Here is a 23,098-nt window from a genome sequence, read left to right as displayed (position 1 = left end):
CCATGTTGATTCCACGCAGAGTCAAGCACCGCAAGCAGCACCACCCCGGACGCAGTGGCCACGCCACCGGCGGCACGACGGTCAGCTTCGGTGAGTACGGCATCCAGGCCCTCACCCCCGCCTATGTGACGAACCGCCAGATCGAGTCCGCTCGTATTGCGATGACCCGTCACATCAAGCGAGGCGGAAAGGTGTGGATCAACATCTACCCCGACCGCCCGCTCACCAAGAAGCCCGCCGAGACCCGCATGGGTTCCGGTAAGGGTTCACCCGAGTGGTGGGTTGCGAACGTCAAGCCGGGTCGCGTGCTCTTCGAGCTCAGCGGCGTCAGCGACACGATCGCACGCGAAGCCCTCACCCGGGCCATTCACAAGCTGCCGCTCAAGGCACGCATCATCAAGCGCGAGGAGGGCGACGCATAATGGCGATCGGTTCCAAGGAGCTCGCCCCTGTCGAGCTCGACACATTCGAAGACGCCCGCCTGGTCGAAGAGCTGCGGAAGGCGAAGGAAGAACTGTTCAACCTTCGCTTCCAGTCGGCTACCGGCCAGCTCGAGAGCCACGGACGCCTGCGCGCCGTGAAGCGCGACATCTCGCGCATCTACACGATCATCCGCGAGCGTGAGCTGGGCATTCGTGCCACGCCCGCTCCGGTTGCCGTGGCTCCCAAGGCAGAAAAGAAAAGCAAGGCCAAGAAGGATGCGACCGCTTCGGCAGACGCCCCGGCCGCTGAGGCTGAGGAGGCCAAGTAATGGCAACGACTAAAGATGCGGCTGCAACGCCGGCCGACGAGACCACGGCAGCCCCCCGCGGCTACCGCAAGTCGCGTCGTGGATACGTCACGAGCGACAAGATGGAGAAGACCATCGTCGTCGAGGTCGAAGACCGCGTGAAGCACCCCCTGTACGGCAAGGTCATCCGCCGCACGTCCAAGGTCAAGGTCCACGACGAGGCGAACTCCGCCGGCATCGGCGACCTCGTCCTCATCAGCGAGACCCGTCCCCTCAGCGCCACGAAGCGCTGGCGCCTGGTCGAGATCCTCGAGAAGGCCAAGTAGGCCTCGCGCTTACTTCGCCTAAGGAAGAGTAGAAAATGCTGCAGCAGGAATCCAGAGTCAAGGTCGCCGATAACACCGGCGCCAAGGAGCTCCTCACGATCCGCGTTCTCGGTGGCTCAGGCCGCCGGTACGCCGGTCTCGGTGACGTCATCGTCGCCACCGTCAAAGACGCGATCCCCGGCGGAAACGTCAAGAAGGGCGATGTGGTCAAGGCCGTCATCGTTCGCGTGAAGAAGCAGACCCGTCGTCCCGACGGTTCGTACATCAAGTTCGACGAGAACGCCGCAGTGATCTTGAAGACCGACGGTGACCCCCGTGGTACCCGTATCTTCGGCCCGGTCGGCCGCGAGCTTCGCGACAAGAAGTTCATGAAGATCATCTCGCTGGCGCCGGAGGTTATCTAAGTCATGGCAAACATCAAGAAGGGTGACCTCGTTCAGGTCATCACGGGCGCGACCCAGGCCCGCGGCGGAGACCGCGGCAAGCAGGGTCGTGTCCTCGAGGTACTCGTCGAGAAGAACCGCGTCGTCGTCGAGGGCGTGAACTTCATCACGAAGCACGTCCGCGTCGGACAGACCCAGCGGGGCACGAAGACCGGCGGCATCGAGACCCACGAGGCCCCGATCCACGTGTCGAACGTCGCGATCGTCGATCCCGAGACCAAGAAGCCGACCCGCGTCGGTTTCCGCACCGAAGAGGTAACGAAGGACGGCGTCACCAAGACCGTTCGCATCCGTTACGCCAAGAAGTCAGGTAAGGACCTGTAATGACCGATACTGCAGTGGTGTCTGGCAAAATCCAGCCCCGTCTCAAGCAGAAGTACCGCTCCGAGATCTCGAAGCAGCTCCAGGAGGAGTTCGGCTTCACGAACGTGCACCAGGTGCCCGGACTCGTGAAGATCGTGGTCAACACCGGTGTCGGCGAGGCCGCCCGCGACGGCAAGATCATCGATGGGGCCGTCAAGGACCTCACCGCGATCACGGGCCAGAAGCCGCAGGTCACCCTCGCTCGCAAGTCGATCGCCCAGTTCAAGCTTCGTGAGGGCCAGCCCATCGGCGCACACGTCACGCTTCGTGGCGACCGTGCCTGGGAGTTCCTCGACCGCCTGCTGTCGCTCGCGCTTCCCCGCATCCGCGACTTCCGTGGTCTCAGCGACAAGCAGTTCGACGGCCGTGGAAACTACACGTTCGGTCTGACCGAGCAGTCGATGTTCCACGAGATCGACCAGGACAAGATCGACCGCGTTCGTGGCTTCGACATCACCGTCGTCACGACCGCCAAGACCGACGACGAGGGTCGCGCGCTGCTCAAGGCGCTCGGCTTCCCGTTCCGCAACGCGGAGAACACTCCCGCATAGTCTCGTCCCGCGCGGTTTTCGACCGCGTGGGATAAGCTTTGTTGTTTGCCGTTTCGCCTGGGCCGTGTCTCACGGCCCGGGCGTAACGCATGCAATGAAAGGCCTCGCAGGTTCTGCGGGGTTCACCACCAAAGGTCGGCACCCTCGTAAAGGGTGTCGAAACCAGGCGAAAGGCAACACACAATGACAATGACAGATCCGGTCGCAGACATGCTGACCAGACTGCGCAACGCGAACTCGGCATACCACGACACCGTGTCCATGCCGCACTCGAAGCTCAAGTCTCACATCGCAGACATCCTCAAGGCCGAAGGTTACATCTCGGCGTGGGACGTCAAGGACGCAGAGGTCGGCAAGACCCTGACGCTCTCCCTCAAGTTCGGTCCGAACCGCGAGCGCTCCATTGCGGGCATCAAGCGCGTGTCGAAGCCGGGCCTCCGGGTCTACGCGAAGTCGACGGAGATCCCCACGGTTCTCGGTGGCCTCGGCGTTGCAATCCTCTCGACTTCCTCCGGTCTGCTCACAGACCGCCAGGCTTCCAAGAAGGGCGTGGGTGGGGAAGTCCTCGCCTACGTTTGGTGATCACTGATGTCACGTATTGGACGACTTCCCATTGAGATCCCTGCTGGGGTCGAAGTAAAGATCGACGGCCAGGCCGTCGCCGTCAAGGGACCGAAGGGTGAGCTCGCGCTCACCGTTGCAAATCCCATCGAGGTCAAGATCGAGGATGGCCAGGTTCTGGTCACCCGTCCCGACGACGAGCGCGAGTCGCGTTCGCTGCACGGTCTTACCCGTACCCTGATCGCCAACCAGATCATCGGTGTCACCGAGGGCTACTCCAAGAGCCTCGAGGTCGTCGGAACCGGTTACCGCGTTGCAGCCAAGGGCGCCAGCGTCGAGTTCGCGCTCGGCTACTCGCACCCGATCACCGTCGAGCCGCCCGCGGGCATCAGCTTCTCGGTCGAGGGCGTCAACAAGCTCACGGTCACCGGAATCGACAAGCAGGCCGTCGGTGAGGTTGCCGCAAACATTCGTAAGTTGCGCAAGCCTGAGCCCTACAAGGGCAAGGGTGTGCGTTACGCCGGCGAGGTCGTTCGCCGCAAGGCCGGAAAGAGTGGTAAGTAACCATGGGTCTCGGAACTAGAGGAAAGAGCAAGTCTGCTGCGCGTTCGCGCCGGCACGACCGTCTCCGCAAGAAGGTCGAGGGCACTGCTCTCCGCCCCCGTCTCGTCGTGACTCGATCGGCTCGCCACGTCTTCGTGCAGGTCGTCGATGACGCACTGGGTCACACCCTCGCGTCGGCATCGACCCTCGAGGTCGACATGCGATCGTTCGACGGCGACAAGACCGCCAAGGCACGCAAGGTCGGCGAACTCGTCGCCGAGCGCGCGAAGTCAGCCGGCATCGAAGCAGTCGTCTTCGACCGCGGCGGAAACCGCTACGCAGGACGCGTCGCGGCTATCGCCGAGGGCGCTCGTGAAGGTGGGCTGAACCTGTGAGCACCGAAAACACTACTAAGGAGAACGCTGTGGCTGTTGAAGCCCCGGTAGAGACCGCCGCATCGACGGAGGCAAACCAGACCGAGCCCCGCGAGGCTCGTCGCGGAGGCCGTGAGCGCAACCCCAACCGCGGAGACCGCGGAAGCCGCGACGCCGAGAAGAGCCAGTTCCTCGAGCGCGTCGTCACGATCAACCGCGTGTCCAAGGTCGTCAAGGGTGGTCGTCGCTTCAGCTTCACCGCCCTGGTCGTCGTCGGAGACGGCAACGGACTCGTCGGCGTCGGCTACGGGAAGGCCCGCGAGGTTCCCACCGCCATCTCGAAGGGCGTCGAAGAGGCCAAGAAGAACTTCTTCCGCGTTCCCCGCGTCGGCAACACCATTCCGCACCCGGTTCAGGGAGAGGCCGCCGCAGGCGTCGTTCTCCTTCGTCCCGCGGCCGCCGGTACCGGTGTTATCGCAGGTGGCCCCGTCCGCGCCGTGCTCGAGTGCGCCGGCATCCACGACGTCCTCTCGAAGTCGCTCGGTTCGTCGAACACGATCAACATCGTGCACGCGACCGTCGAGGCTCTGAAGATGCTCGAGGAGCCCCGCGCCGTCGCCGCACGTCGTGGTCTTTCCTACGAAGACGTGGCTCCGGCCCGTCTGCTCCGCACCGAGGCAGCGCTTCGCGAGGCCGCGGCAACTGCGAAGGCAGGTGCATGATGGCCGCGCGCCTCAAGGTAACCCAGATCAAGTCCAAAGTCAGTGAGAAGCAGTACCAGCGCGATACCCTTCGCAGCCTGGGACTCAAGCGCATCGGCGACGTCACCATCCGCGAGGACAACTCGCAGAACCGTGGCTACGTCAACACCGTCGCTCACCTGGTGAAGGTTGAGGAGATTGACTAATGGCTGAAGAAGCTAAGAAGGAGACGGCCGCCAAGGCTGCTCCGAAGAAGGCCGCTGCTCCCAAGGCAGAGACCGCCGCGAAGGCTCCGAAGGCCGCCAAGGCCGAGGCCGCCCCCAAGGCGGAGAAGGCTGCCGCGCCCAAGAAGGCCGCTGCCCCCAAGGCAGACAAGGCCGAGGCCGCCGCTGCAGCTCCCAAGGCTGCTGCGAAAGCTGAGCCGAAGGCTGCCAAGACCGAAGAGGTCGCTCCCCGTGAGCAGGTCCTCAAGGTTCACCACCTTCGCCCCGCGCCCGGTGCAAAGAAGGCGCGTACGCGTGTCGGTCGTGGTGAGGGATCCAAGGGTAAGACCGCCGGTCGTGGAACCAAGGGCACGAAGGCCCGTTACCAGGTCCGCGTCGGATTCGAGGGTGGGCAGATGCCTCTGCACATGCGCACCCCGAAGCTGCGTGGTTTCAAGAACCCGTTCCGCGTCGAGTACCAGGTCGTGAACCTGGAGAAGCTCGCCGAGCTGTACCCCGCAGGTGGAGAGGTCACGATCAGCGACCTCGTCGCCAAGGGTGCCGTCCGCAACAACGAGAAGGTCAAAGTTCTCGGGCAGGGCGACATTACGGTTAAGCTGAACGTTGCAGTCGACAAGGTCTCCGGTTCAGCCGAACAGAAGATCGTTGCCGCCGGTGGCTCCGTAAAGTAACGCACCTTCCGGTGCGGCGGGTGTTCATTCACCCGCCCGCTACGGTTTCGACGAGAGCCCCCGATAGACTCCCTGAGTCTGCCGGGGGCTTTCGCGCCATCACTTTCGCCAATTAGCAGGAGGCATTTTTTGTTTAGAGCCGTCGCGCGGATCTTCCGCACCCCGGATCTCCGCCGGAAGATCGGGTTCACGCTCGGCATCGTCGCACTGTTCCGTCTGGGGTCCTTCATCCCCGCGCCATTCGTGGACTTCGGAAACGTGCAGTTGTGCCTCGCTGCGAACCAAAACACGTCGGGCCTCTACGAGCTCGTCAACCTCTTCTCCGGCGGCGCTCTCCTGCAGTTGAGCATCTTTGCGCTGGGAATCATGCCGTACATCACGGCATCGATCATCACCCAGCTGCTGCGCGTGGTCATCCCGCACTTCGAGACTCTCCACAAGGAGGGCCAGGCCGGGCAGTCCAAGCTCACGCAGTACACGCGATACCTCACCATCGCCCTTGCCGTGCTGCAGTCGACGACGCTCATCACGGTCGCTCGCTCGGGAGCCCTCTTCGGCACCACGACGGTGGCGGAGTGCACGCAGCTCATCACCGACGACGCCTGGTACGCGATCATGCTCATGGTCATCACCATGACCGCCGGCACCGGGCTCATCATGTGGATGGGCGAGCTCATCACCGAGCGCGGCATCGGCAACGGCATGTCGCTGCTGATCTTCACCTCGATCGCCGCGCAGTTCCCCACCTCGCTCTGGAGCATCGCTCAGGCCAAGGGCTTCGAGACGTTCCTCCTGGTCATAGCCGTCGGTCTGGTGATCGTCGCGGCCGTCGTGTTCGTCGAACAGTCCCAGAGACGCATCCCCGTTCAATACGCCAAGCGCATGGTGGGCAGGCGAACGTACGGGGGAAACAACACGTACATCCCGATCAAGGTCAACATGGCGGGCGTCGTGCCCGTGATCTTCGCCTCGTCGCTTCTGTACCTGCCCGCGCTGATCGCCCAGTTCAACCAGCCCGCCGCCGGTCAGACGCCGGCCGCGTGGGTCACGTGGGTCACGAACTACCTCACCAAGGGCGATCACCCGCTCTACATGCTTCTCTACTTCCTGCTCATCGTCGGATTCACGTACTTCTACGTTGCGATCACGTTCAACCCTGAAGAGGTCGCCGACAACATGAAGAAGTACGGTGGGTTCATCCCCGGCATCCGTGCGGGTCGCCCGACGGCCGAGTACCTCGACTACGTGCTGACCCGCGTCACGCTGCCGGGCTCGATCTATCTGGGTCTCATCGCCCTGATTCCGTTGATAGCGCTCGCGCTGGTCGGCGCCACCTCGAACTTCCCGTTCGGTGGAGCCTCCATCCTGATCGTGGTCGGCGTGGGCCTTGAGACCGTCAAGCAGATCGACTCGCAGCTGCAGCAGCGGCATTACGAAGGCCTCCTGCGATGACGTCGGTCGACACGGTCACGGGAACCGTGCGGCTGCTCATCATCGGTCCTCCCGGGGCCGGCAAGGGCACTCAGGCGGCGAAGCTGGCCGAGATCTACGGTATTCCCGCGATCTCGACCGGTGACATCTTCCGGGCCAATATCAAAGAGGGCACCGAGCTGGGCAAGCAGGTACAGGCGATCGTCGAGTCCGGCTCCTATGTGCCCGATTCCCTCACGAACGATCTCGTTCGCGATCGACTGACTCAGCCCGACGTGGCGGGCGGTTTCCTGCTCGACGGGTACCCGCGCACGACCGAGCAGGTCGACGAACTCGATCGCATCCTCGCCCAGGCCGGTGCGCGCCTCGACGCCGTCGTGCAGCTGGTCGCCGATGTCGACGAGGTCGTCGATCGGCTGCGCAAGCGCGCTCTGGTCGAAGGTCGGGCCGACGACACCGAAGAGGTGCTCCGTCACCGCCAGGAGGTCTATGCGGACCAGACGGCGCCTCTGATCGACGTCTACGCGAGCCGGGGGCTCGTCGTGGCCGTCGACGCACTGGGCGCGGTCGACGAGGTCACCGAGCGCATCGTCACCGCCCTCGCGGCGCGATGAGCTTTCGCAAGAACATCTACAAGACGCCAGACGAGCTGAGGCTCATGGTGCGTCCGGGCGCCCTCACGGCCGCGTCTCTCGACGCGGTCCGTGCGGCCATCCGGCCCGGCATCACGACCCTCGAGCTCGACGCCATCGCCGAGAGGGTGATCGTCGAGGGCGGAGGAGTGTCGAACTTCAAGCTCGTTCCGGGGTACCGGCACACTATCTGCGCATCGGTCAACGACGACGTGGTGCACGGCATCCCGGGTGACCGCGTGCTGCAGCCGGGCGACATCGTGTCGATCGACAACGGAGCCGAGGTCGACGGCTGGAATGGCGACTCGGCCTTCACCGTCGTCATCCCCGACGATTCCCATCCGCAGCTCGTGGCCGAGAGACAACGACTCAGCGACGTCACCGAGGGCTCTCTGTGGGCCGGCATCGCGCGCCTCAGCACGGCTCGTCACCTGAACGAGGTGGGCGAGGCGATCGAGGAGTACATCGAGGCGCAGGGAACGTTCGGCATCGTCACCGACTACATCGGGCACGGCATCGGTCGCAGCATGCACGAGGCGCCACCTGTCTTCAACTACAGGGTTCGGGCCAAGGGGCCCGACGTCAGGCCCGGCCTCGTGGTGGCCATCGAACCGATGGTCACGCTGGGCTCGATCGAGACCTTCGTGCGCGAAGACGACTGGACCGTCGCGACCGACGACGGCAGCGTCGCGGCGCACTGGGAGCACTCCGTCGCTGTCCACGCCGACGGCATCTGGGTCACGACCGCGCACGACGGCGGCGGAGCGGGCCTGGCCCCCTTCGGCGTCACCCCGACCCCCATCCGCTAACCCCGCGGCCTGCTGCGCTTCGACAGGCTCAGCGAACGGGAGTCTCCGTTCCCTGAGCTTGTCGAAGGGGGTTGTGAGGGTCCGTGCGCTTCGACGGGCTCAGCGAGCGGGTCTGTGGAGAACTCCCGCGTCCGCCAGCACGGCCGCGCCACACTGTGGCATGCCATTCATCTACATCCTCGAGTGCGCCGATGGCGCCTACTACGTTGGCGGCACCTGGGACCTCGAGAAGCGGATCTGGGAACACAACAACGGACTCGGCGCGAACTTCACTCGTCAGCGCCTTCCCGTGCGGCTTGTTTACTCGGAGCACTCCGACGAGGTCAGCCTTGCGTTCGCCCGCGAGAAGCAGGTACAGGGCTGGAGCAGAGCGAAGAAGAAGGCTCCGATCGAAGGACGCTGGGGCGACCTGCCTGGCCTTGCGCGCGGTGGTCGATCAGGGGAGTGACACTGGCCCTTCGACGGGCTCAGGGAGCGGCGGGCTATTTGTCCATGATGTGGACGAGTTCTTCGATGAAGCTCGGGAAGTCCACCGCGCGCTTGATGATGCGCTGCACGTCCTCCCTGTCGGAGAAGACCTCGACAAACTGGTCGAAGACCTCCTGGAACGAGGTGCGCCCCGTGGCCGCAAAGGCGATGAACGCGATCACGTTCACCCTGTTCTCACCCCAGGCCATGGCCGAGTCGTTGATGACGATGGCGATCGAGGTGCGGCTCGCCGTCATGGCCATCGCGTGGGGCACGGCGATGCTGTCGGTGAAAGCCGTCGACGACATGAGCTCCCGCTCCACGGCCCCGTCGACGTAGGAGCGGTCGATGACGCCCTGGTCGACCATGCGGCGGCCGAGAGTCTCGATCATCTCCACCTCGCTCGACGCGTGGAGTTCGCGGAAGAACAGGGCCTCGTCGAAATAGAGAAGCAGGTCGTCCTTGATCTGCATGCGGCGGGCGTGGCGACGCACCCGGCTGATTGCGCGTCGCACGTTCTCGATGTCGCCCTCGGTGAGGAACGGCTGGATGACGACCTCGTTCTCGCGCGGCGCCCGGGAGGCGATGGTCGTGAGCACCAGGTCGGCGTCGAGCTCCGCCCAGTCGACGTCGGTGCGGGTGATCACGATCGCCACGTCGAGCTCGTCGCCGAGGGCGCGCTGGATACGTTCCGTGAGCATCTCGTGCATGTCGTAGTAGTTCGGGCACACCACGGCGCAGCGCAGCCTGTCGCCCCTCCGCTGCTTGCGCTCGAGATACGAGCCCACATGCAGGGCGATGAACGCGATCTCGTCGTCGTTGATGTGGATGCCGGCGCGTCGCTGGAGCTGGCTGGCTATGTAGACGGACAGCTCGTAGGTCATCGGATACGACGTCTTCATCGACCGGGTCAGCGGATTGGCCGAGTAGGCGTTGTCGTGGGCCCGTGCGACCAGGTTGCGCACGTGCAGCGACAACCGCACCATGAACTCCTCGTCGGCGAGGTCGATGAGGTACTCCTGCTGCACGAGCGCGACGATCTCGCGCACGGTCGCCAGCACGTCGGCGTCGACATAGTTCTCGACGACCTCGTCTGTCGGCTGGTCGTGGCCCGGGGTGACGACCCGTGTGGTGAGCAGAACGGCGAGATAGTCGAGATCGGTGGTGCTGAGCGACACGGAGAAGTGCTTCACGACGAGGCCGGAGAGCGCCGAGGCGATCTCGGCGATCCGGGGTCCGCCGGCCACGAGGGGCGCGTCGCCCGCCTGGTCCCTGTCCTGCCGCTCGAGCGCGATCATGAGGTGCAGCAGCACATTGTTGACGCCGTACTCGTTCACGAAATAGCCGTGGGCGTCGAGCATCTCGATGAGCTCGGTCTTGAAGCCTCCGAGGTTCTCGGACTCGAACTCGCGCTGCACCCGCTCGAGCTCGAGGAACCCCTGAGCGCTCTCCTCTCGGAACATGCGACTCAACAGGCGGCGGTGGTTCGCCTCCGACCCGACGAGGGAGACGTGGTTCACGCGCCTGACGAGCGACAGGTCCTCCGACTCGACGAGCAGCTTGACCTTGCGCAGGTCCTGCTCGAGGGTCGAATCACTGACGAACAGTCCGGCGGCGAGGCTGCGTGCATCGAGACCGTCGGGCGCGTTGCCGAGCAGCCGCACGAGCTGGTAGATGCGGTCGCGGGGCGTCTCGGGCTCCGAGCTGCGTCCCTCCGCGCGGAAGGACGCCAGTGCGTCGCGGTCGACGCGGTATCCCAGTACGCCCGACTGAATCGTGTCGTGCGGGTGCGAGGCGGTCTTCGCGGCGGTGACGTAACTGCGCACGCTGCGTGTCGTGACGCCCAGCCTGTCGGAGAGCTCGGCAGCGGTCACCCAGCCGTCGGCCTGGGACAGATAGTCCAAAAGGCGTTCGTACTTCTCATTCATGCTGGTGGCTCCCGACCCGAGTCAACCATCACGGGCGCCTCCAGACTAATTGCCGCGAGCCCGCTTCCTCCCCTGCGGAAAGTTTTCTGGGGCGGAATGGGGCGCGAAGCCGTGACTTCTCCGAGAGTATTGGACGTGATCGCAAGGAGGCGGGAGATGCACAGAGTACTGGTTGTCTGCGGTGCCGGTGCGTCGAGCACCTTTCTGGCCCATCGCCTTCGTGCGGCCGCCCGCGGTCGCGGAATCGATATCACCGTCGCGGCATCCAGCACCGAAGGTCTCGCCCAACGGCTGGGCGAGGTCGACGTGCTGCTGGTCGGCTCCCACCTCGCAGCGCAGTTCGACGAGCTCACCCGGCTCGCCGACGCGGCCGGTGCGAGAAGCGCCCTGCTGCCGGACACCGTGTTCGGCGCGCGCGGCGAGGAAGCCGCGCTCGATCTCGTGCTGGGCAGCGACGCCGAACGAACCACCTCGGCATGACAGACCGAACGACATACGAAAATCTAAGGAGAAATCATGGCTGAACGCACCGTCACCATCGCTTCGACGCACGGACTGCATGCCCGTCCCGCATCGATCTTCACGCAGGCGGCCGCCAAGGCTGGCGTGCCCGTTCAGCTGACGAAGGGCGAGAAGACCGTGAACGCGGCGAGCATCCTCGGCGTCATCTCGCTCGGCATCGACCACAACGACGACGTTGTGCTGTCTGTCGAGGGCGACGACGAGAACGCGGTGCTCGACGAGCTCGCGGCCCTGCTCTCGACCGACCACGACGCAGCCTGAGCGGCGGCGGACATGACTTTCACCGGAGTAGGTATCGGTCGCGGAATGGCCATGGGCACGGTGCTGCAGATGCCGGCACCGCTTCCCGAACCGCAGGATGCGCCGTCGGCGCTGAGCGTCGACGCTGAGAAGGAGCGGGCCGCGGTCGCGCTGGCCGCCACGGCCGCCGGCATCCGGGCACGGGGCGAGCGCGCCGGCGGATCCGCGAAGGACGTGCTCGAGGCCCAGGCCTTCATGGCCGAGGACCCGACGCTCTCCGACGACGTCAAGGCGCGGCTAGAGACCGGCAAGACCGCCGAGCGTGCCGTGTTCGAGGCCTTCGCCAGTTTCCGCGACCTGCTCGTGAGCATGGGCGGATACATGGGGGAGCGGGCGACCGACCTCGACGACGTGTCGCAGCGTGTCGTGGCCCAGCTCCAGGGTGTCGAGGCTCCCGGCGTGCCCGATCCCGACCACCAGTTCGTGCTCGTCGCCCGCGACCTCGCTCCGGCCGATACCGCTCTGCTGAACCTCGACAAGGTGCTCGGGCTCATCACGAGCGACGGCGGTCCCACCTCGCACACGGCCATCCTCGCCCGCGAGAAGTCGATCGTGGCGGTCGTCGGCGCCGCCGGTGCGCTCGACATTCCGAACGGCACCACCGTGATCGTGGATGCCTCGACGGGCGCCGTCACGGTCGACCCCGACGAGGACGCCCGCTTCAAGGCGAAGATCGCCATCCAGGAGCGCGCATCGCTGGCCAAGGCGCCCGCCGGTCCCGGCCGTCTCGCCGACGACACGGCGATCCCCCTGCTGGCCAACCTCGGTTCCTCGGGCGGAGCGGCGGAGGCCGTGGAGCTGGGAGCCGAGGGTGTGGGCCTGTTCCGCACCGAGTTCCTGTTCCTCGACTCCGCACAGGCGCCGACGGTCGCAGAACAGCAGTCGCAGTACTCGGCGCTCTTCGCCGCGTTCCCCGGCAAGAAGGTCGTGGTCAGGGCACTGGATGCCGGGGCCGACAAGCCGCTCAGCTTCCTGAACGACGCTCCGGAAGAGAACCCGGCGCTCGGACTCCGCGGCCTGCGGGCGCTGCGCGCGAACGAGCAGATCCTGCGCGACCAGCTCACCGCCATCCGCAATGCCGAGGCCGAGAACTCGGCCGAGGTCTGGGTCATGGCGCCCATGGTGTCGACCCTCGAGGAGACGCGCTACTTCACGTCCATCGCCCGCGAGGTCGGCCTGAAGACGGCCGGCGTCATGATCGAGGTGCCCTCTTCCGCCCTGCTCGCGGATCGCATCCTGGTCGACGCCGACTTCGCGTCGATCGGAACCAACGACCTGACCCAGTACACGCTGGCCGCCGACCGCCTCCTCGGAAGCGTCGCGTCGTTCCAGGACCCGTGGCACCCCGCCGTGCTCCGCCTCGTCGGAGAAGTGGGCAAGGCCGGGGCCGCACTGGGCAAGCCCGTCGGCATCTGCGGCGAGGCTGCTGCCGATCCGCTGCTCGCCGTCGTGCTCGTCGGGCTCGGAGCGACGAGCCTCTCGATGTCACCCGCTGCGCTTGCGGACGTTCGTGCGGAGCTGCGTCTCTACACGATCGAGCAGGCCCAGCACTTCGCCGAACTCGCCCTCAAGGCGAACAGCGCGATGGAGGCCCGCGCAGCGGTGTCCGCCAGCGCGTCCTCCTGACGTACCACCCGCACCACACACCCGATCGCACACACCCCCTCAACACAGAAAACAAGGAGAACGCTCATGACGACGACGTCAGAAACGACCACGTCGGGAGGTGCCCGAGTTCGCGTCCAGCGGTTCGGCACGTTCCTCTCCGGCATGATCATGCCGAACATCCCCGCCCTCATCGCATGGGGCCTGCTCACGGCCCTCTTCATCGATGTCGGATGGCTCCCGAATGAGCAGCTGGCGACCATCGTCGGGCCGTTCATCCACTACCTCCTGCCGATCCTGATCGCCTATACGGGCGGCCACATGATCTACCAGGTGCGCGGTGGAGTCGTCGCCTCGATCGCCCTCATGGGTGTCATCGGCGGGTCGGACTACCTGATCGCGCAGATCAACGCGGCGGCGCTCGCTGAGAACCCCGACGCATCGGAGCTCGGACAGGTGCACATGTTCATCGGCGCGATGATCATGGCCCCGATCGCCGCGTACTCGATGAAGTGGCTCGACGGCTTGTGGGACGGCAAGATCCGCCCCGGCTTCGAGATGCTGGTCAACATGTTCTCGGCCGGTATCTGGGGCTTCATCCTGCTGATCATCGGCTTCTACCCGGTGGCCTATGTCATCAACGGCATCATGTCGCTGCTCAGCGGCGCCGTCGGATGGCTCGTCGACACCAACCTGCTGCCCCTGACGAGCATCATCATCGAGCCCGCCAAGGTGTTCTTCCTGAACAACGCCATCAACCACGGCGTGCTGACGCCCCTCGGCATCGAGCAGGCAGCCGGCGAGAGCCACAAGTCGATCCTGTTCCTGCTCGAGGCGAACCCCGGCCCCGGTGTCGGCCTGCTGCTCGCGTTCGTCGTGTTCGGAATCGGCGCGGCTCGCGCCTCCGCTCCCGGAGCCGCGATCATCCAGTTCTTCGGCGGCATCCACGAGATCTACTTCCCGTACGCGCTGATGAAGCCGACCCTGATCATCGCCCTCATCGCGGGTGGCATGACCGGTGTCACCACCAACATGCTGATGGACTCCGGCCTCCGTGCTCCTGCAGCTCCGGGAAGCATCATCGCGATCTTCGCGCAGACCGCATCGGACAGCTACCTCGGCGTCGCGCTGTCGGTTCTGCTGTCGGCCGCGGTCACGTTCTTCGTGTCGATGATCATCCTCCGGGCGAGCCGCAAAAAGGACCTCGCGGCCGAGGCCGCCGGTGAGGACGCCCTGGGCGCAGCCCTCGCGGCCAACGCCGCCAACAAGGGTGGCGAGAGCCGCGTCGGATCGCTCCTGGGTACGGACGCGGGCACCTCCGCGACCGCGGCTGGTGGCGTGGCGACAGCCGCGAAGCTCGAGAACATCGTGTTCGCGTGCGACGCCGGCATGGGATCGAGCGCCATGGGAGCCTCCGTTCTGCGGAACAAGCTCAAGAAGGCCGGCATCACCGACGTCTCCGTCAGAAACCTCGCCATCGCGAACCTGACCGACGACATCGACCTGGTGATCACCCAGAAGGAGCTCACCGACAGGGCGAAGCAGAAGACGCCGAACGCACAGCACGTGTCGGTCGACAACTTCATGAACAGCCCGCGGTACGACGAGGTCGTGAACCAGGTCGCAGCCCAGCACCCCACGGACCAGGCGTAGCCTGATCCCTGACCCCAGAACGCCCCCGGCCGTCGGAGCACGACTCCGGCGGCCGGGCGGCCCTGGCCATCACCACCGACGAAGCCCCACGAAGCGAACGAAGGACGTCATGAGCGACAAAGTACTGGACCTCGAATCGATCAGTGTCGACGGCACCGCGACCACCAAGGAGGACGCGATCCGCGAAGCGGCATCCATTCTCGTTGCCGCCGGAGCCGTGACCGACGACTACGTCGACTACATGCTCGAGCGCGAGACCAGCGTCTCGACGTACATGGGCAACTTCCTGGCCATTCCCCACGGAACGAACGAGGGCAAGGACACGATCCTCGCCTCCGGCCTGTCGTTCGTGCGCTACGCCAACCCGATCGACTGGGAGGGCAACGAGGTGCGCTTCGTCGTCGGCATTGCCGGCAAAGACAACGGCCACCTCGACATCCTCTCGAAGATCGCCATCATCTTCTCCGACGACGACGAGGTGCAGAAGCTTCTGGATGCGCCTGACGCCCCCGCGCTGTTCGCGCTGCTCGGCGAGGTGAACGAATGAAGGCTGTGCACTTCGGTGCCGGCAACATCGGTCGCGGCTTCGTCGGACTGATCCTGCACAACGCCGGCTACGAGGTGGTGTTCGCCGACGTGAACGCCGAACTCATCGACTCGCTCGCCTCGACGCCCAGCTACCGGGTGCACGAGGTGGGAGCGTCGTCGAAGAGCTGGACGGTCGACAACTACCGTGCTCTGAACTCGGCCACGCACGAGGAGGACGTCGTCGCCGAGATCGCCTCGGCCGATATCGTCACGACCGCGGTGGGCCCGAACATCCTGCGTTTCGTCGCGCCGCTCATCGCTCGCGCCATCAACATCCGCGACGCGTCGCTGGAGCCGCTCGCCGTCATGGCCTGCGAGAACGCCATCAACGCGACCGACCTGCTGAAGCAGGAGATCGTGGCGGGACTCGACGACGCGGCCCTCGCATCCATCGACGCGCGTGCCGTTTTCGCGAACACGGCCGTCGACCGCATCGTTCCCGGCCAGGCCGCAGACGCCGGACTCGACGTGACCGTCGAGGACTTCTTCGAGTGGGCCATCGAATCCGGCCCCTTCGGCGACGACCTGCCCGAGATCGCGGAGGCCCATTTCGTCGACGATCTCGCGCCCTACATCGAGCGCAAGCTCTTCACCGTGAATACCGGCCACGCCACCACGGCGTACTTCGGCTTTCTCGAGGGCGCTGCGACCCTGGCCGACGCCATGCGCAGCCCCGAGGTCTTCGCCCGGGTCGCCGCGGCGCTCGACGAGACCAAGACCCTGCTCATCGCGAAGTACGACTTCGACCCCGAGGTGCAGGAGGCGTACGTTCAGAAGAACCTGACGCGCTTCGCGAACCCGTTCCTTCCCGACACCCCGGTCAGGGTCGGGCGCCAACCCGTGCGCAAGCTCGGCCGGCACGAGCGCTTCATCGGCCCCGCGGCGGAGCTCGCCGAGCGCGGCCTCGTGCCCGAGGCCCTCCTGGGCGCGATCGGTGCCGCGCTGCGCTTCGATCTGCCGGAGGACGCGCAGAGCGTGGAGCTGAAGGAGCTGCTCGCCACGTCGACGGCCGAGGACGCGACGTCACGCCTGACCGGGCTCGACGCATCCCACCCCCTCTACGCCCACGTCGTGCGCGTGGTCGAGCGAGTGCAGAAGAGCTAGCCGAGTCAGTCGTCGCTCTCGAGGATCAGCTTGAGGTTGTCGAACATCTGCTCGATCGTGTTCTGGTTGATGCGATCGAGCAGAGTCGCGTTGACGACCTTCTGCAGAACGGTCGGCTCGACCTCGTAGAGGATCTCGGTGGTGATGCGCGTGGTGCCGTCGCCGAGGTCGTCGAACGTGTAGTCCCAGGTGGCGTTCACGTCGCCGGTGAGTCGCAGGGTGACCTTCTTGTCCACCTCGAACGCGATGCCCTCCGCCTTGCCCCGCAGGTCGGCGCCCGCCATGTTGAAGCGCCAGTCGAACGTCTGGTCGACCCCGGCCTTCTCGGGCGTGATGTTCGTGTTCTCGTTCAGGTTCGGAATGAACGCCGGACCGTTCTCGGCACTCGCGGTGTACTCGAACACCTCGGAGACGGGCTTGCGGATGACGATGAGTGCTTTGGCGCTGGCCATTGCGGTTCCTTCCTGGTTGCCGGTCAGCTTCGACCGAGGGAGTAGTTCTGAACAGTCTTGCGCAGAACGTTGCGGAAGAGGGCGATCTTCTTGAGGCCGGTGGCGTTCGACGCGCTCACGCGAATCGTGACGAGCTGAACGCGGGGCACGAGCTGCCTGACACGGAGCCGCGACCGCTCGCCCATGACGAAGGTGCGCTCGTCGACCGGCGCCCGCTTCGCCCGCACCATGGTGGATGCCTTGACCACGGCCGCCAGCACCTGCTCGGTCTCGAGGCCGATCGCCACCCAGGGCCGCCACACGAGCGCCACGACGAGCTGCGCGACGAGAAGCAGCAGCGCGGGCAGGGTCCAGGCGCTAAGGAACGCCACGGCTACAATGACGAGGGCGCCGAGCGCGTAGGACTCCGCCCCGCGGAGGAGAATCGGTCGACGCTTCGCCAGGGGCAGCAGCACGAGGTGCGCCAGGATCGCCAGAACGACGCCGAACGCACATACGGAGACGATGACCATCGGCACAACACTATGAGGGGCGCGTGGATATATCTACGCGAGCGTTTTCCCCTCGCCCTCGTCGCCCTCATGTCGGCCGCGTTCGCCGCCGCATCCGTGGGACTGTTCACGCCGACTACTGACACCACCGGTGCGCACACGTGGTCGTCGGTGATCCTGCTGTTCGTGATCTATCTCGCGCTGCTGCTGCGCTACCGGGTCACCGACGAGTGGAAGGACTTCGCTCACGACAGCGCCGTGTATCCCGATCGTCCCGTGCAGCGCGGAGTGGTCTCGCCGCGGACGCTGTTCGTCATCGGTGCGGGCGCGTTCGCCGTCGAGCTGCTCGGCGTGCTGCTCATCGGAGGCGCGCTCGGATTCGTGCTCTACCTGCCGGTTCTCGCCTACTCCGCCCTGACCGTCTTCGAGTTCTTCTCCGCACCGCGGCTCGAGCGGCACTTCACGCTGTCGTTCGTTCTGCACGAGGCGATCTACCTGCCGCTGTTCCTCTGGGTCGCGGTCGTGCTCGGTGCAGCACCCGGCTGGCGGACCGCCGCGGGAGTGCTGGCCTGCACGGCCCTCTTCGTGTCGGTCGAACTGGCTCGCAAGTTCAGCCCGCGTTTCGATACGGAGGGCCGGGTCGTGCTCGACACCTATTCGGCCGTGTGGGGGAGGGGCCGTACGCTGGGGGCGATGGTCGTGCTGGTGGTTCTGAGCGGAGTGGTTGCGACGACGGCGGGCGCGAGCCTCGCCTCTCCGGTGATCGCGGTCGTCGCTGCGGGCGTCGCGCTCGCGCGGCCGGCATCCGATCGCTGGGTCACGACGGTCGTCGCCATCCACCTTCCCCTGCAGGCGGCGGCGATGCTCTCGTGAGCGCGCGCGCAGCCGAGTCGCCCGACGCATCCGTCGGTCGCAAGGCACTCGGACTCGTCGAGCTCGATCGCCTGTACCCCGGCCTCGTTCCGTCGTTCGTCGTGCTCCCCGTCGAGCGACTCGTCGAGAACTGGTTGGAGCTCAAGGCGGGCGCCGAGGCTCTCGTCGACGAGTTCTGCCGGGGTGCCGCAGACGACGTCGCGTACGGCGCGCGCGAGACGCGACTCGTCGCATCCATCGCCCTCGACGACGTCGTCGTCGCCGGAGCCCTGACGGAGGCCGCGGACTGGCGTGCGGTCAGCGTGCGCACCTCCGCGCTCGCGGAGGACGGCGCCGAGCACTCCTTCGCCGGGCAGTACGTGACGACCCTCGACGTGCCCGTGCAGCCTCAGCCGGTCCGCGACGCGATCCGCGCCTCCGTGGCCAGCCTCTTCTCCGCGCGCGTGGCGGCCTACGCGCGGGCGCGCGGCATCGAAGCACTCGAGCTCGGCGGTTCTGTCGTCGTGCAGCAGATGTTCGTCGGCACGACGAGCGGCGTGCTGTTCAGCGAGAACGGCCGCGGCGAGTTGACGCTCGCGTGGAGCAGATCGGCCCGCAACACCACGGTCGAGGGCGAGAACGCGCTCGAGTTGAGGGTGTCGAAGGTCGCAGACCGGCCGGCGAACCTGCCCGCGCCCGAGCGGCTGCTCGACATCGCCGTCGAGAGCGAGACGAGGCTCGATCGCCCCGTCGACATCGAGTGGGCCGCGCGCGGAACCCGCCTCGCCCTGCTGCAGCTCAGGCCGCAGACCACGGTCGCGCTCGACTACGAGCTGGCCTGGGACTGCACGAACATCGCCGAGAACTATCCCGGCATCACGCTTCCTCTCACCTACTCCTTCATCCGGGGTCTCTACTCGCGCGTCTATCCCGCCTTCTTCCGCAAGCTGGGCGTGGCCCAGACGGTTCTGGATGCGAAGCAGCAGGTGTTCCGCAACACGCTCGGCTACCTGGGCGGTCACGTCTACTACCAGATCGACAACTGGTACGAGATGGTGCGCATGATCCCAGGTCCCAGCAGTAACCAGGCCTTCTTCTCGGCGATGCTGCAGCCGCAGCGAACGCCCGGCGAGGCGCCGCGGCGACGGCTCGGGCTGAAGGGCGCGGTCACGATGGCGCCGCTGGTGGGTCGGCTCGGCTGGCTCCTGCTGCGGTCGAACTCGATGTCGAAGGGCTTCAGCCGCACCTTCCAGAAGCGTCTGAACCGCTTCGAGTCGATCGACTGGGCGAGCCTGCAGGCCGACGCGATCCTGTCGACCCTCGAGACCATGCGCGGCGAGCTCCTCACGCTGTGGGCGACTCCTGTGTTCAACGACCTGCGGGTCATGATCTTCCACGGGCTGCTGAAGACCTACAGCTTCGGCCCCGAGCAGCACGCCGACTACCTCGGCTACCTGCACGGCCTCAGCGACCGGGCGTCGATCGCCCCTCTCACTGCTCTCGGCGCGCTCGGCAACCGACTGCGCGACCGTCATGGCAGCGATGCGACGGCCGACAGCATCCTGTCGTCGCCCGACTGGACGGCGACGCGCCTCGACATCGACGACTATCTCGCGCGGTTCGGCGGGCGGGCGCCCGACGAGCTGCAGCTTGAGAACCCGCGGCTGGCCGACGACCACGCCTCGCTTCTCGCGCTGGCGCTCGGCACCGACCCCGAGGGCCGGCCCCCGGTGGATGCGACGGCGCGCTCGATCCGCGGGCGTCTCGGCACCCGGTTCATCGGCCGCAACACCCGGCAGGCCATCGACTGGCGGGAGCGGTTCCGCTTCAACCGGGCCCAGGTCTACGGGCTCGCGCGCACGGCCTATCTCGCCTTGGGCCGACGCCTGGTCGAGGCGCAGCTGCTCGACGCGGCCGACGACGTGTTCTGGCTCACGGAGCAGGAACTCGACGAGGCGGTGTTCGGCCACGCGTGGAACTCCGATCCTCGCGCCGTGGTCGCCAGGCGGCGAGCCGAGTTCACCACGTTCGAGGCCCGTTCGCTCGCGCGCCGGGTGGTCGGATCGGGCCTCATCGCACCCGCGCGGCTGCGTGACGACGAACAGCGCACGGCGGCGGGCATGGCCGCGGGCATGGGCGTCTCCCCGGGCGTCCTCACCGCAGAGGCGATCGTGGTGCACGAGTTCGACCCGACCGTCGACGTGCGGGGCAAGATCCTCGTCACCAGTCACATCGACCCCGGCTGGACCCTCCTCTTCGTGCAGGCCGCCGGCGTCGTGACGGAGCGGGGAAACGCGCTCTCGCACGTGGCGATCATCGCCCGCGAGCTCGGCATGCCCGCCGTCGTCGCCGCGATGGGCGCCGTCGACGCCCTGCGAACGGGGCAGCTCATCACGATCAACGGAACAACGGGAGACATCGATGCCGCGCTCTAGCTACTGGCTGAAGGCCATCGGGCCCGCGGGAGCCGTCTCCCTCGCCAGCCTCCTCCTGGCCTGGATCGCGATCGGCCTCGCCATCTCGGGGTCGCTGCGGGCGAGCGTGCTGTGCGCGCTCGGCGCGTTCCTTCTCGACATGCTCGACGGGTTCGTGGCACGAAGGCTCGGCGTCTCGAGCGAGTTCGGCCGGCAGCTCGACAGCTTCATCGACGTCGTCAACTACTCCCTCTACGCAGCCGTGCTCGTGGGCTTCCACATCATTCCCGGCCTGGTCGGCTGGGCCCTCGGATTCGTGATCGTCGCCACCGGCATCCTGCGTCTCATCCGGTTCAACATCGAGGGCTTCACCGACGACGAGCCCATCAAGTACTACCGCGGCATCGTCGTGTGCCACCTGTCGCTCGGCGCCATCGTCTTTTTGATCCTCACCCAGCTCTTCCCCGAGGCGGGGTGGATCCCGTGGCTGGCCGTCGTGGTTCTGATCGTGCTGTCGGTTCTGCAGCTGTCGTTGATCCGCATCCGCAAGACCGGTCGGCAGGCGTGGTGGGCCGCCCTGGTCGTGCCGTTGGCCGTGGGCGCCATCCTGTGGTTGACGTAGCGACGCGCTTCCCGGTCGAGATGCATCGCGCTCTGGCCGAGCAGATCCGCTCGATCGCCCGGGAGCATCCCGAGGTCTCGGAGCGCAGTGCACGCCGCCTCGTACGCGCCCTCAGACAGGAGCGCCTCGCGATCGCGATCGACGACTCCCGGGTCGTCGGCTGGTTCCTCTCCGAAGGGTCGGGTGTCGCGACGCACGAGCTCGGCTACCTCTTCGTCGAGCGTCGATTCCGCACGGGCGAGGTCTTCGACCGGATGCTCGCGCTGCTGCTCGAGATCGAGTCGCGCGCCGTCGCGGTCACCTTCCGCCCGGCGTTCGCCGCGTGGCTCGAGCGGTCGTACGGCTTCGAGCGCGCGAGCCTGGGCGGCGTCGTGATGCTGTCGCGGGGCACCTTCCTGCTTCGACGACTGACGCCCGCTCGAATGGCGGCGGTGGCGCGGCACACCACGGCGGCGTCGCCGATCTATCTGACCTGGCGGAGGCCGGGGCTGTGATCGTCGAACTCTCGGGCGCCCTCGTCTTCGGGGCCGCCACGATCGCCCTCGCGCTGTCGTTCGTCGCGCTCGAGCGCCTGGTGCGCACCCGCGACGTGCCCACCGAGATCACGCGTCGCGTCGCTCACGTTCTCGCCTGCCTGTTCGCCCTCCTGGTGCACACCCTGGTGCCGGTCTGGCTCTTCGTCGTGCTCTCGCTCGTGTTCGCGGCCCTGATGTGGCTCTCGCGTCACTTCCACGTCTTCACCGCCATCCACAAGGTTCGACGGCGCTCGCTCGGAGACGTCTATCTCCCCCTCGGAATAGGCACCGCCGCCCTGCTGGGCCAGGCCGACACTGCGGTCTTCGTGGCCGCGGTGCTCATCCTCGGCCTCGCGGACGTGGCCGCCGGGCTGGTGGGCGACTACCTGCGCTCGAGTCGCAAGACGTGGTGGGGCTCGGGAGCGTTCCTCGCGGTGAGCGTCGTCGTGCTCGCCCTGTGCGGGTTCCCGGTCGTCGCGATCGCGGCTGTTGCCCTGCTCGCCACGGTGACGGAGCGCTACTCGCCCCTGGGAACCGACAACGTCAGCATCCCGTTCGTCGTCGCCGGGCTCCTCGCGATCAGCGCGACTTGAGCCGCAGCCGGTGCATCACCAGATCGGTGGTCGCGTGCACGGCCACGCCGACGACCGCGGTGGCTGCGACCAGTAGGGCAGAGGAACCGAGCGCGACGAGCAGCACCGAGACGGCCACGATGCCGTCGGCCAGGTCGGCACTGCGCTGCACGCCACGCCAGCGCGACGACGTCTCGACGCTCGAGGCGATTCCGACCCGGCGCTTGACGAAGCTGTTCACCAGCTCGCCGAGCACGTAGGCCACGCCGATCGCGAAGCCGATGGCCGCCGAGCGCGGGCCGCGCAGAACGGGGGCGACCCAGGATGCGAGGTCGGGATGGCCCAGTACGCCGGCGACGATGGCCGCCCCTCCCACGTAGATCACGACGCCGAGCCAGGTCTTCGTTCGCCCGAACAGCGGGCGTCCGTCGCGCCATGTGGCGCCGGCGTCGATCGGAACGGCGAGCCGTCGCATCCATCCCTGCTTGAGCACGACGATCAGCGCGACGCCCGGCAGGAGAACGGTGGCGAGCAGCGAGGCGAGCTGCGAGACGAGGAGGAGGGCGGACATCCCCTGAATCGTAGCGGGATCGACTTGCCAGAAAGGCTCATATCACCTAAGCTCGATCTTTGGTGTTTGTACGCCCTTTTCG

At 66.4% G+C, this 23,098-nt stretch carries 31 protein-coding genes; 27 read left to right on the top strand and 4 right to left on the bottom strand.

What is annotated here, in order from left to right; genetic code table 11:
• The first annotated feature begins 2 nt into the window (after positions 1 to 2).
• The 16 genes from rplP (at position 3) to ASF06_RS05925 (ending at position 8,807) form a co-directional block, all read left to right on the top strand.
• Positions 3 to 422, top strand: coding sequence for a 50S ribosomal protein L16 (gene rplP / locus ASF06_RS06000; RefSeq protein WP_055927082.1), 420 nt, complete (start codon positions 3 to 5; stop codon positions 420 to 422).
• Complete coding sequence (rpmC, locus tag ASF06_RS05995; protein WP_044440019.1) at positions 422 to 751, top strand: 50S ribosomal protein L29; 330 nt, start codon at positions 422 to 424, stop codon at positions 749 to 751. Before rplP ends, rpmC begins: the two co-directional genes overlap by 1 nt.
• Positions 751 to 1,056, top strand: coding sequence for a 30S ribosomal protein S17 (gene rpsQ / locus ASF06_RS05990; RefSeq protein WP_044440020.1), 306 nt, complete (start codon positions 751 to 753; stop codon positions 1,054 to 1,056). The genes rpmC and rpsQ overlap by 1 nt, the downstream gene beginning before the upstream one ends.
• Before the next feature lie 35 nt (positions 1,057 to 1,091).
• The gene (gene rplN, locus ASF06_RS05985; RefSeq protein ID WP_044440021.1) at positions 1,092 to 1,460 is read left to right on the top strand and encodes a 50S ribosomal protein L14; all 369 of its coding nucleotides are present in this window, start codon (positions 1,092 to 1,094) and stop codon (positions 1,458 to 1,460) included.
• A 3-nt stretch (positions 1,461 to 1,463) separates the two neighbouring features.
• Positions 1,464 to 1,823 (top strand): 50S ribosomal protein L24, encoded by a 360-nt coding sequence (gene rplX / locus ASF06_RS05980; RefSeq protein WP_044440022.1) that lies wholly within the window; start codon positions 1,464 to 1,466, stop codon positions 1,821 to 1,823.
• The gene (rplE, locus tag ASF06_RS05975; RefSeq protein WP_044440023.1) at positions 1,823 to 2,413 is read left to right on the top strand and encodes a 50S ribosomal protein L5; all 591 of its coding nucleotides are present in this window, start codon (positions 1,823 to 1,825) and stop codon (positions 2,411 to 2,413) included. Before rplX ends, rplE begins: the two co-directional genes overlap by 1 nt.
• A 183-nt stretch (positions 2,414 to 2,596) precedes the next feature.
• Complete coding sequence (gene rpsH / locus ASF06_RS05970) at positions 2,597 to 2,995, top strand: 30S ribosomal protein S8 (RefSeq protein WP_044440024.1); 399 nt, start codon at positions 2,597 to 2,599, stop codon at positions 2,993 to 2,995.
• Between the two features lie 6 nt (positions 2,996 to 3,001).
• Positions 3,002 to 3,538, top strand: a complete 537-nt coding sequence (gene rplF / locus ASF06_RS05965; RefSeq protein WP_055944670.1) for a 50S ribosomal protein L6 — start codon at positions 3,002 to 3,004, stop codon at positions 3,536 to 3,538.
• A 2-nt stretch (positions 3,539 to 3,540) separates the two neighbouring features.
• Positions 3,541 to 3,912, top strand: a complete 372-nt coding sequence (gene rplR, locus ASF06_RS05960) for a 50S ribosomal protein L18 (protein ID WP_055927088.1) — start codon at positions 3,541 to 3,543, stop codon at positions 3,910 to 3,912.
• Positions 3,913 to 3,941: 29 nt separating this feature from the next.
• Positions 3,942 to 4,613, top strand: coding sequence for a 30S ribosomal protein S5 (gene rpsE, locus ASF06_RS05955; RefSeq protein ID WP_044440027.1), 672 nt, complete (start codon positions 3,942 to 3,944; stop codon positions 4,611 to 4,613).
• A complete protein-coding gene (rpmD, locus tag ASF06_RS05950; protein ID WP_044440029.1) occupies positions 4,613 to 4,798 on the top strand; it encodes a 50S ribosomal protein L30 in 186 nt (61 codons plus the stop codon). Before rpsE ends, rpmD begins: the two co-directional genes overlap by 1 nt.
• Positions 4,798 to 5,487, top strand: coding sequence for a 50S ribosomal protein L15 (gene rplO, locus ASF06_RS05945; RefSeq protein ID WP_055927090.1), 690 nt, complete (start codon positions 4,798 to 4,800; stop codon positions 5,485 to 5,487). The genes rpmD and rplO overlap by 1 nt, the downstream gene beginning before the upstream one ends.
• Before the next feature lie 129 nt (positions 5,488 to 5,616).
• Positions 5,617 to 6,939, top strand: a complete 1,323-nt coding sequence (gene secY, locus ASF06_RS05940; RefSeq protein ID WP_055927092.1) for a preprotein translocase subunit SecY — start codon at positions 5,617 to 5,619, stop codon at positions 6,937 to 6,939.
• Positions 6,936 to 7,532 (top strand): adenylate kinase, encoded by a 597-nt coding sequence (locus tag ASF06_RS05935; protein WP_200920325.1) that lies wholly within the window; start codon positions 6,936 to 6,938, stop codon positions 7,530 to 7,532. Before secY ends, ASF06_RS05935 begins: the two co-directional genes overlap by 4 nt.
• Positions 7,529 to 8,359 carry a type I methionyl aminopeptidase gene (map, locus tag ASF06_RS05930; protein WP_055944667.1) on the top strand — a complete coding sequence of 277 codons (831 nt, stop codon included), beginning with the start codon at positions 7,529 to 7,531 and terminating at the stop codon, positions 8,357 to 8,359. The genes ASF06_RS05935 and map overlap by 4 nt, the downstream gene beginning before the upstream one ends.
• A gap of 160 nt (positions 8,360 to 8,519) precedes the next feature.
• On the top strand, positions 8,520 to 8,807 hold the full coding sequence (locus ASF06_RS05925) for a GIY-YIG nuclease family protein (protein WP_055944664.1): 288 nt from the start codon (positions 8,520 to 8,522) through the stop codon (positions 8,805 to 8,807).
• Between the two features lie 34 nt (positions 8,808 to 8,841).
• Here ASF06_RS05925 and ASF06_RS05920 read toward each other — a convergent pair whose 3' ends face one another.
• The gene (locus tag ASF06_RS05920) at positions 8,842 to 10,755 is read right to left on the bottom strand and encodes a BglG family transcription antiterminator (RefSeq protein ID WP_055944662.1); all 1,914 of its coding nucleotides are present in this window, start codon (positions 10,753 to 10,755) and stop codon (positions 8,842 to 8,844) included.
• 156 nt (positions 10,756 to 10,911) lie between these two features.
• On the opposite strand from ASF06_RS05920, the gene ASF06_RS05915 reads away from it, so the two are divergent.
• The 6 genes from ASF06_RS05915 to ASF06_RS05890 all read left to right on the top strand — a co-directional run bounded on the left by ASF06_RS05915 (position 10,912) and on the right by ASF06_RS05890 (position 16,527).
• Positions 10,912 to 11,235 (top strand): PTS sugar transporter subunit IIB, encoded by a 324-nt coding sequence (locus ASF06_RS05915; RefSeq protein ID WP_055944659.1) that lies wholly within the window; start codon positions 10,912 to 10,914, stop codon positions 11,233 to 11,235.
• Between the two features lie 36 nt (positions 11,236 to 11,271).
• Positions 11,272 to 11,538 carry an HPr family phosphocarrier protein gene (locus ASF06_RS05910; RefSeq protein WP_055927109.1) on the top strand — a complete coding sequence of 89 codons (267 nt, stop codon included), beginning with the start codon at positions 11,272 to 11,274 and terminating at the stop codon, positions 11,536 to 11,538.
• 12 nt (positions 11,539 to 11,550) lie between these two features.
• Entirely contained in the window at positions 11,551 to 13,203 is a 1,653-nt protein-coding gene (gene ptsP, locus ASF06_RS05905; protein WP_055944656.1) for a phosphoenolpyruvate--protein phosphotransferase, read from the top strand.
• A 66-nt stretch (positions 13,204 to 13,269) separates the two neighbouring features.
• Entirely contained in the window at positions 13,270 to 14,835 is a 1,566-nt protein-coding gene (locus ASF06_RS05900) for a PTS mannitol transporter subunit IICB (RefSeq protein ID WP_055944653.1), read from the top strand.
• A 109-nt stretch (positions 14,836 to 14,944) separates the two neighbouring features.
• A complete protein-coding gene (locus ASF06_RS05895; protein WP_055927118.1) occupies positions 14,945 to 15,382 on the top strand; it encodes a PTS sugar transporter subunit IIA in 438 nt (145 codons plus the stop codon).
• Positions 15,379 to 16,527 (top strand): mannitol-1-phosphate 5-dehydrogenase, encoded by a 1,149-nt coding sequence (locus ASF06_RS05890; protein WP_055944650.1) that lies wholly within the window; start codon positions 15,379 to 15,381, stop codon positions 16,525 to 16,527. The genes ASF06_RS05895 and ASF06_RS05890 overlap by 4 nt, the downstream gene beginning before the upstream one ends.
• Before the next feature lie 5 nt (positions 16,528 to 16,532).
• Here ASF06_RS05890 and ASF06_RS05885 read toward each other — a convergent pair whose 3' ends face one another.
• Together ASF06_RS05885 and ASF06_RS05880 are read right to left on the bottom strand one after the other, a co-directional pair.
• The gene (locus tag ASF06_RS05885; protein WP_055927124.1) at positions 16,533 to 16,979 is read right to left on the bottom strand and encodes an SRPBCC family protein; all 447 of its coding nucleotides are present in this window, start codon (positions 16,977 to 16,979) and stop codon (positions 16,533 to 16,535) included.
• Positions 16,980 to 17,002: 23 nt separating this feature from the next.
• A complete protein-coding gene (locus ASF06_RS05880) occupies positions 17,003 to 17,491 on the bottom strand; it encodes a hypothetical protein (RefSeq protein WP_055944647.1) in 489 nt (162 codons plus the stop codon).
• Positions 17,492 to 17,503: 12 nt separating this feature from the next.
• Here ASF06_RS05880 and ASF06_RS19665 point away from each other — a divergent pair, with 12 nt between their 5' ends.
• The 5 genes from ASF06_RS19665 to ASF06_RS05855 are packed head-to-tail and all read left to right on the top strand — an operon-like array spanning position 17,504 to position 22,466.
• On the top strand, positions 17,504 to 18,343 hold the full coding sequence (locus ASF06_RS19665; RefSeq protein WP_055944644.1) for a hypothetical protein: 840 nt from the start codon (positions 17,504 to 17,506) through the stop codon (positions 18,341 to 18,343).
• Positions 18,340 to 20,757 (top strand): PEP/pyruvate-binding domain-containing protein, encoded by a 2,418-nt coding sequence (locus tag ASF06_RS05870; protein WP_055944641.1) that lies wholly within the window; start codon positions 18,340 to 18,342, stop codon positions 20,755 to 20,757. Before ASF06_RS19665 ends, ASF06_RS05870 begins: the two co-directional genes overlap by 4 nt.
• Entirely contained in the window at positions 20,744 to 21,358 is a 615-nt protein-coding gene (locus tag ASF06_RS05865; protein WP_055944638.1) for a CDP-alcohol phosphatidyltransferase family protein, read from the top strand. The genes ASF06_RS05870 and ASF06_RS05865 overlap by 14 nt, the downstream gene beginning before the upstream one ends.
• A complete protein-coding gene (locus tag ASF06_RS05860; RefSeq protein ID WP_157439095.1) occupies positions 21,346 to 21,852 on the top strand; it encodes a hypothetical protein in 507 nt (168 codons plus the stop codon). The genes ASF06_RS05865 and ASF06_RS05860 overlap by 13 nt, the downstream gene beginning before the upstream one ends.
• On the top strand, positions 21,849 to 22,466 hold the full coding sequence (locus ASF06_RS05855) for a hypothetical protein (protein ID WP_055944632.1): 618 nt from the start codon (positions 21,849 to 21,851) through the stop codon (positions 22,464 to 22,466). The genes ASF06_RS05860 and ASF06_RS05855 overlap by 4 nt, the downstream gene beginning before the upstream one ends.
• Here the strand turns inward: ASF06_RS05855 and ASF06_RS05850 are convergent.
• A complete protein-coding gene (locus tag ASF06_RS05850; RefSeq protein WP_055944629.1) occupies positions 22,453 to 23,016 on the bottom strand; it encodes a CDP-archaeol synthase in 564 nt (187 codons plus the stop codon). The genes ASF06_RS05855 and ASF06_RS05850 overlap by 14 nt on opposite strands.
• Positions 23,017 to 23,098 lie beyond the last annotated feature (82 nt).

Source organism: Agreia sp. Leaf244 (assembly GCF_001422695.1).
Lineage (GTDB): Bacteria > Actinomycetota > Actinomycetes > Actinomycetales > Microbacteriaceae > Agreia.
The sequence above is the reverse complement of the archived record's forward strand: the minus strand, read 5'-3'. Positions and strand labels throughout refer to the sequence as shown.